The 7886-nt window shown below is 68.2% G+C and carries 7 protein-coding genes; all 7 read right to left on the bottom strand.

What is annotated here, in order from left to right:
• Window positions 1-128: 128 nt before the first annotated feature.
• The 7 genes from ccsB to hemL all read right to left on the bottom strand — a co-directional run bounded on the left by ccsB (window position 129) and on the right by hemL (window position 7827).
• On the bottom strand, window positions 129-1205 hold the full coding sequence (ccsB, locus tag ACFXBC_RS24690; RefSeq protein WP_385028378.1) for a c-type cytochrome biogenesis protein CcsB: 1077 nt from the start codon (window positions 1203-1205) through the stop codon (window positions 129-131).
• Window positions 1202-2980 (bottom strand): cytochrome c biogenesis protein ResB, encoded by a 1779-nt coding sequence (locus tag ACFXBC_RS24685; protein WP_385028375.1) that lies wholly within the window; start codon window positions 2978-2980, stop codon window positions 1202-1204. The genes ccsB and ACFXBC_RS24685 overlap by 4 nt, the downstream gene beginning before the upstream one ends.
• Before the next feature lie 7 nt (window positions 2981-2987).
• On the bottom strand, window positions 2988-3761 hold the full coding sequence (locus ACFXBC_RS24680) for a cytochrome c biogenesis CcdA family protein (protein ID WP_385028372.1): 774 nt from the start codon (window positions 3759-3761) through the stop codon (window positions 2988-2990).
• Between the two features lie 4 nt (window positions 3762-3765).
• Window positions 3766-4386: a TlpA family protein disulfide reductase gene (locus ACFXBC_RS24675; RefSeq protein ID WP_385028369.1), complete on the bottom strand. Its 621-nt coding sequence runs from the start codon at window positions 4384-4386 to the stop codon at window positions 3766-3768.
• A gap of 67 nt (window positions 4387-4453) precedes the next feature.
• Window positions 4454-5689: a hypothetical protein gene (locus ACFXBC_RS24670; protein WP_385028420.1), complete on the bottom strand. Its 1236-nt coding sequence runs from the start codon at window positions 5687-5689 to the stop codon at window positions 4454-4456.
• Between the two features lie 105 nt (window positions 5690-5794).
• Window positions 5795-6508: a histidine phosphatase family protein gene (locus ACFXBC_RS24665; protein WP_385028366.1), complete on the bottom strand. Its 714-nt coding sequence runs from the start codon at window positions 6506-6508 to the stop codon at window positions 5795-5797.
• On the bottom strand, window positions 6505-7827 hold the full coding sequence (gene hemL / locus ACFXBC_RS24660; protein ID WP_385028363.1) for a glutamate-1-semialdehyde 2,1-aminomutase: 1323 nt from the start codon (window positions 7825-7827) through the stop codon (window positions 6505-6507). The genes ACFXBC_RS24665 and hemL overlap by 4 nt, the downstream gene beginning before the upstream one ends.
• Window positions 7828-7886 lie beyond the last annotated feature (59 nt).

Below are 7886 nucleotides of genomic sequence, written 5' to 3'. Positions count from 1 at the left end.
GTTTTTGGACCCCCCCCCCCGCGGGTGGGGGTTAACCCCCCGTGAGGGGCGCGTTACCCCCGAGTGGGGCCGCCCCCGCCCCCTCTTCCGGTGGCTGCCGGAAACAGCCGCTGTCGGACCAGTCGCTGTCAGACTCCGGCGTAGGAGTGCATACCGTTGATGAAGATGTTCACGCCGTAGTAGTTCCAGATCCAGCAGGCGAAGGCGAAGAGCGCCAGATAGGCGGCCTTGCGGCCCTTCCAGCCCGCCGTGGCGCGGGCGTGCAGATAGCAGGCGTAGACGACCCAGGTGATGAACGACCAGGTCTCCTTGGGGTCCCAGCCCCAGTAGGTGCCCCAGGCGTCACCGGCCCAGATGGCGCCCGCGATGATCGTGAACGTCCAGAGCGGGAAGACCGCGGCGTTGATCCGGTACGCGAACTTGTCCAGCGAGGCGGCCGACGGCAGCCGCGAGAGCACCGAGTCGGCGAACGCGCCCGGCTTACCGCCACGGGCGATCTTGGCCTCGTAGTGGTCCCGGAAGAGGTAGAGCGCGGTGCCGACGAAGCCCATGTAGAACATGGCGCCGCAGATGATCGCCGTCGAGACGTGGATCCACAGCCAGTACGAGTGCAGCGCGGGGACGAGCTGGTCGCTCTTGGTGTAGAGGACCGTGGTGGCGACACCGAGGTCGAGCAGGACCGTGGTGACGAGGGCGAGCCCCAGCCAGCGGACGTTCTTCTTGACGACGAGCAGGATCAGGTACGCGGCGACCGCCACCGATGAGAAGGTGATCGAGAACTCGTACATGTTGCCCCACGGCGCCCGCTGCACCGACATGGCGCGGGCCACCACCCCGCCGGCCTCCACGAGGAAGCCGAGGACGGTCAGCGAGATCGCCATCCGCCCGTACAGGTCGCCCTTCTCGCTGCCGCCCGCGGCGCCGGGGCCGTCCGGGACGTCGCGGGAACCGGCCGCGGACCTGGTGACGACCTTCGGCCGTTCCAGTACGGCGGTGCCGCCGCCCTGCTTCTTGACCTGCACCGCGGGGGCGGCGGCCGTGGCCGAGGTCAGTGCGGCCGCCGTACGGCCCACCTTGCTGCGGGCGCCGAAGGTCCACTCCGCGATGTGCGCGAAGAAGGCCAGGGTGTAGACGGCCATCGACGAATAGATGAGCACATTGCTGATGTGCGCCAGGTTCTCATTGGTTGCGGCGGCGAGATTCACTTCTCGGCCCCTTCGGGTGTCTCTGCGGATGCAGCGGAGTCAGGCGCCGACGGCGCCACTGAATGGAGCGTTGCGGCCAGATCGGCCAGCTCCTCGGGGAGCTTCGCGGATTCGCTCCGGCCGAGACCGGCCATCTCCACGACGGTCACGCCGTCCTCTCCCCGTACGGCACGGACCCAGATCCGGCGGCGCTGGATGAACAGCGATCCGGCGAGGCCCGCGATGGCCGCCAGCGCGCCGACCAGCGCGAAGCCGTTGCCGGGCTGGTGCGAGATCTTGAAGCTGGCCCACTGCTTGACGCCGAGGAACTGGATCGAGCCCTCGCCGTTCGGCAGCTTCATCGTCTCGCCCGGCAGCAGCAGCTTGGCGAGCTTCTTGCCCTTGCTGTCCTTGTACTGCTTCATATGGTCCGAGTTGAGCTGGTACACGCTCTGCGGCAGCCCCGAGTTGACCCCGAGGTCGCCGTGGAAGCCGGAGACGGCCATCACCGGGAAGTCGAGCCCCGGGTAGGTGGAGAACATCGTGCCCTTGCCCTTGCCGGCGTAGGTCGGCACGAACATGGTCTGGAAGCCGAGCTGTTCCTTCTTGCCCGCCGCGTTGCGGTAGCCGTCCATCACCTTGATCGCGCCGGTCGACGTGGCGTTGGAGTCGAGGGGCAGCAGCGGCACCGCGTCGCGGTAGATCTCCTTGCCCTTGGCGTCCTTGACGGCGACGACCGGGGCGTAGCCGTGCGAGACCAGGAAGACCTTGGAGCCGTCGACCTCAAGGGGCGTGTTGACCTTGATGACGGCCTTCTTGTCCTTGCCCTGCGGGCCGTCGGAGTAGGTCACATGGGCTTCGTACTTGCGGGGGGTGCCGCGGTTGGGCCCGTTCTTCTCGTACGTCCCGATGAACTTGTCCAGCGTGAAGCTGAACGGCGCGAGATTCTCGGGGTCGAAGAGGGTGCCGGCCTTGAAGTCGTCGTACTGCGTGAGGGTGTTGGAGAAGCCGTCGCCGTCGACGACCAGCTTGCCGCCCTCGGACTTCCACAGCTGGCCGCTGGCGAAGGCGACCAGGAGCACGATCAGGGCGATGTGGAAGAGCAGGTTCCCGGTCTCGCGCAGAAAGCCCTTCTCCGCCGCGACCTCGCCGTCGCGGGGGGAGTGCGCACGGAAGCGGCGCTTCCTGAGCATGGTGAGCGCGGCGTCCCTGACGGCCTCGGGCTCGGACTCAGTACGCCAGGTCGTGTACGCGGGCAGCCGGGTCAGCCGCTTGGGGGCGCCCGGCGGGCGTCCGCGCAGCTGGCCGACGAACTGCCAGGTGCGGGGCACGATGCAGCCGATGAGCGAGATGAACAGCAGGATGTAGATCGCCGAGAACCAGACCGAGCTGTAGACGTGGAACAGTCCCAGCTTGTCGTAGACCGGCGCGAGCACATCGTGCTTGGCCTTGAAGTCGGTGACCTTCAGCTCGTCGATGCTCGTCTGCGGGATCAGTGAGCCGGGGATGGCTCCCAGGGACAGCAGGAGCAGCAGGAGCAGCGCGACCCGCATGGAGGTCAGCTGCCGCCAGAACCAGCGGATCCACCCGATGACACCCATGGCGGGGAGGGTGGAGACCGGGTCTTCCTTCGGCGCGGTGGAGAGCTGCGACCCGGCGGCGCCGAGGTCGGTCTCGCCCGCGCCGCCGGTGGTGTCCGGTTCCGCGCCGTCCGGGCTCCCGGACTCCGGGTCGGCCGCCTCCGGATTCGTGGCGCCCGGATTCATGGCGTCCGTCGTTTCTGTCGTCTTGCTCATGTGGAACTCAGATCCCCACCGTGTAGCCGGATGACCAGACCTGCATCTCCTGGATGATGCGGTCCCAGGCGCCGGTCACGAGCAGCAGTCCGGTCACGATCATCATGATCCCGCCGATGCGCATCACCCAGGCGTAGTGCTTCTTGACCCAGCCGAAGGCGCCGAGCGCCTTGCGGAAGGCCACCGCCGCGAGCACGAACGGCACCCCGAGACCGAGGCAGTACGCGACGGTCAGTATGGCGCCGCGGCCGGCTGTGCCCTGCTGCGAAGCGAGCAGCTCCACGGAGGACAGCGTCGGTCCGAGGCAGGGCGTCCAGCCGATGCCGAAGAGCGCACCGAGCAGCGGGGCCCCGGCCAGGCCGGTCACCGGCCGCTTGTGCAGCCGGAACTCCCGCTGGGTGAGCCAGGGCATCATGCCCATGAAGAAGATCCCGAGCAGGATCATCAGCGCGCCCAGCACCTTGCTGAGGATGCCCTGGTAGGCGAGGAGTTTGCTCCCGAAGAAGCCGAAGAGCGCGCCGCCCGAGACGAACACAGCGGTGAAGCCGAGGACGAACAGCGCCGCCCCGGCCGCCATCCGGCCCCGTCTGGCCTGCGCGAGGTCCGAACCGCTGACCCCGGTGACGTAACTCAGATAGCCGGGGACCAGCGGCAGGACACACGGCGAGAAGAAGGAGATCAGACCGCCCAGTACGGCGATGGGCAGCGCGACCAGCAGGGCACCGTCGTAGACGGTGCCGCCGATGCCGGATTCGGCGGCCAGCGTGACGAGCGCGCTCACCGGATCACTTCTCCGTGATCAGCGGGTCGATCATCTTGCGCAGCGTGTCCTCTTCGACCCCGCCCGCCTTCCGGGCCGCGATCTTCCCTTCGCGGTCGAGCACGACCGTGGAGGGGATCGACTGCGGGTTCAGACTGCCCGCGGGGAAGCGGAGCAGCAGCTTGCCGGTGGGGTCGTAGAGGCTCGGGTACGGGACGCCGTAGTTCTTCTCGAACGCCCTGGCCGGGCCGGTGGACGTGTCACGGGTGTTGATCCCGACGAACTCCACGCCCTTGGCCTTGAGGTCCTTGGAGACCTTGGCCAGGTTCCCGGCCTCGGCGCGGCAGGGCGGGCACCAGGAGCCCCAGACGTTCAGCACGACGATCTTGCCCTTGCCGGCCCGGCCGACATCGAGCGTCCTGCCGTCGACGGTCTTGCCGGAGAGGTCGGGCGCGGTCTGGCGCCCGCCCTTCGCGGCGGTGACAATGCCACTGCTGCTCGTCACATAGCGGGAGCCCTGGGAACTGCTCACCTTGGCGCCGGATCCGCACGCCGACAGAGCGAGCGCGGAGACCGCGACCACTGCGCCCAGCTGGGCGGCGCGGCGGACTTCGGTACGTCGGCGGAGGGGGCGCGTAAGAGCCATGTGAAAAGTTTCGCATGGCCGTTTCCCGGATCTTGGGCACCCCCCTCACTGCCCGGAAAGCCCGATGTCAAGCAGCCTTAAGGAAACTGTTCCAGCCGCCGGCCGGCCGCTGCCCGACTTCGAGGGAGCGGAGCTTGTCGAGCACCGCGGGGTCCTGCACATCGAGCCAGTCGCAGAACTGCCGGAAGGAGACGAGCCGTACGTCGGGACGGCCGGCGATCTTCTTCATCGCTTCCTCGACGGCGTCCATGTAGATACCGCCGTTCCACTCCTCGAAGTGATTGCCGATGTACATGGGGGCACGGTTCGATTCGTACGCCCTCTTGAATCCGGCGAAATACGAATCGGCGGCCTGCTTGCGCCAGTACGCGTAATGCGACGTCATGCCCTTGGTCGAATTCTTCGACTGGTTGGCGAGCATGTTGTAGTCCATCGAGAGCACCTCGAAGGTGTGCCCGGGGAACGGGATCTGCTGGAGCGGGAGGTCCCAGAGCCCACCGCGCTTGACAGGCCAGGTCTGCATGCCGCCGGGCGAGCTGGCGTCGTAGCGCCAGCCGAGCTTCTTCGCCGTCGGGATCAGGTTGTCCTGGCCGAGCAGGCACGGGGCGCGGCTGCCGATGAGTTCCTTGCGGTAGTCGAAAGGCAGCGGCGGCTCATCGTGCCACCCGGTGTTCGTCCGCCATTCGGTGACGAACGAGACGGCCTGGTCGATCTCGCTCTGCCACTGCTCGGGGGTCCAGTGCGCGACCGAGCCCGAAGTGGTGCCGCAGAAATGCCCGTTGAAGTGGGTCCCGATCTCATGGCCGTCGAGCCATGCCTGCCGGGTGTACTTCATGGTCGCCTTGATGTGCTCATCGCTGAGATAACCGATGGCCGAGGCGCCGACCGGGTTGTTCGGCGGCCGGTACAGCTCTTTCTTCGACTCGGGCAGCAGATAGAGCCCGGAGAGGAAGAACGTCATTCCCGCCTGGTGCTCCTTGGCGAGCTTCAGGAATCGCGGGAAAAGGCCGTTTCCGACCTCACCCGCGCCGTCCCAGGAGAAAATCACGAACTGCGGCGGGGTCTGCCCCGGCTCCAGCCTGACCGGCTTGGCCGGCTGGTTCGGCTGGAGGCCGGTATCGGCGGTCGACCCGTCCCCGATCAGATGGACCGGGCCCTTTTTCGGGCTGGCACCGGCACCCTGACTGCCCTTTTCCTTACTGCCGCCCGTGGACTTGCCACCGGAGCCGCAGCCCGCCAGCCCTGCCGCGGCCGCAGCCCCGGCTCCCAGTCCCAGCAGGCCCCTCCTGCTCATGTTGCGCATCGCGTCACCCATCTGTTGCGTCGTCCGGCGGCCCATACAAGCGCGCAACCGGTCAGATGATGGGATTAACGTGACGGTTCCGCCCAACCAGTACGATTTTTCACTCTAGGCGCCGAACGCCTTTGCCTTCCCTTTGGCAGGCTTTGCCCCGGACAGGAGATGGGACGGCACCAGGTCCCTCGCCGGTTCCGTGTAACCGACGGAGACGATCCTGTCCCCCTGGTACGTGAAGGTCGTCAGCGAGGCGAGCGTGCACTGCCGCTTACGGGGGTCGTGCCAGAGGCGCCGCCGCTCCACGAAGCTCCGTACCGTCCAGATCGGCAGCTGGTGGCTGACACAGACCGCCTCGTGGCCGCGCGCGGCGTCCCGCGCGGAGTTCAGCGCGCCCATCATCCGGACGACCTGGTCCACGTACGGCTCGCCCCAGGACGGGCGGAACGGGTTGGTGAGGTACTTCCAGTTCGCCGGCCTGGACAGGGCGCCGTCGCCGACGCCGAACGTCTTGCCCTCGAAGATGTTCGCGGCCTCGACGAGCCGGGGGTCCGTGGCGAGTTCGAGACCGTGCGAGGTGGCGACCGGGGCACCGGTCTCCTGCGCGCGCTCCAGCGGGGACGCCACGACATAGGTGATGTCACGGCCCGCGAGGTGCTCGGCGACCCGGTCGGCCATCTTCCGGCCCAGCTCGGAGAGGTGGTAGCCGGGCCTCCTCCCGTACAGCACGCCCTCGGGGTTGTGCACCTCACCATGGCGCATCAGATGCACGACAGTGATCTCGCTGCTTCTGTCCTTGCTGCTTCTGTCCTTGCTGCTGTCGCTCATGCGGACACCTCGGCGGCGGCTCGGGCGGCGGCGGGCAGGGCGGCGGCGATGCGCTCCACCGCCCGCTCGTCGTGGGCGGTCGATACGAACCAGCACTCGAAGGCCGACGGCGGGAGATAGACACCCTGCGCCAGCATCGAGTGGAAGAAGGGGGTGAAGCGGAAGGCGTCCTGCGCCTTGGCGTCCTCGTAGTTCCGGACAGGGCCGTCGGTGAAGAAGACGGAGAACATATTGCTCGCCGTCTGGATGGTGTGCGCGACACCCTCCTTGCTGAGCGCCGCGGTGACCAGCCCCTGGATCTCCCGGGAGACCGCGTCGATCTTCTCGTACGCGGCGTCGTCGAGCAGCCGCAGCTGCGCGAGCCCGGCGGCGGTGGCGACCGGGTTCCCGGAGAGCGTGCCCGCCTGGTAGACGGGACCGCCGGGCGCCAGACACGCCATGACGTCCGCGCGTCCACCGAACGCGGCGGCCGGGAAGCCGCCGCCCATGACCTTGCCGAAGGTCATGAGGTCGGGCCGGACCCCGTCGACGCCGTACCAGCCGGCCTTCGAGGTACGGAAGCCGGTCATCACCTCGTCCGAGATGTACAGCGCGCCGTCCGCGGCGCAGAGCTCCTTGAGCCCGGCGTTGAACCCGTCGACGGGCGGAACCAGACCCATGTTCCCGGCGGACGCCTCGGTGATGACGCAGGCGATCTCGCCGGGGTGGGCGGCGAAGGCCAGGCGTACGGCGTCCAGGTCGTTGTACGGCAGGACGATGGTGTCGCCGGCCTGGGCGCCGGTCACCCCCGGGGTGTCGGGGAGCCCGAGCGTCGCCACGCCGGACCCGGCGGCGGCCAGCAGCGCGTCCACATGGCCGTGGTAGCAGCCGGCGAACTTCACCACCTTGGCGCGGCCGGTGAAACCGCGGGCGAGCCGGATGGCCGACATGGTCGCCTCGGTGCCCGACGACACCAGACGCACCTGCTCGACGGGCTCGATACGGGCGACGATCTCCTCGGCGAGTGCGACCTCGCCCTCCCCCGGCGTACCGAAGGAGGTGCCGCGCGCGACGGCGGCCTGCACGGCGGCGATGACCTCGGGGTGCGAGTGCCCGAGGATCATCGGGCCCCACGAGCACACGAGGTCGACGTACTCGCGCCCGTCGGCGTCGGTCAGATAGGGGCCAGTACCGGACACCATGAACCGGGGCGAACCGCCCACGGCACCGAAGGCGCGAACCGGGGAGTTCACCCCGCCAGGGGTCACAAGGGACGCGCGGTCGAAGAGCGTCTGCGAAACTGGGGCTTCGTATTCGTACGGATAGCTCACACAAGCCATGGTGTCAGAGGCGCGGACGGTCTTGCGGACAGGTGTTTCACCGCGCATCCGTGGGGGAG

This window comes from Streptomyces sp. NPDC059398 (genome assembly GCF_042751845.1).
Taxonomy (GTDB): domain Bacteria; phylum Actinomycetota; class Actinomycetes; order Streptomycetales; family Streptomycetaceae; genus Streptomyces.
This window is presented reverse-complemented; position numbering and strand designations above follow the sequence as displayed.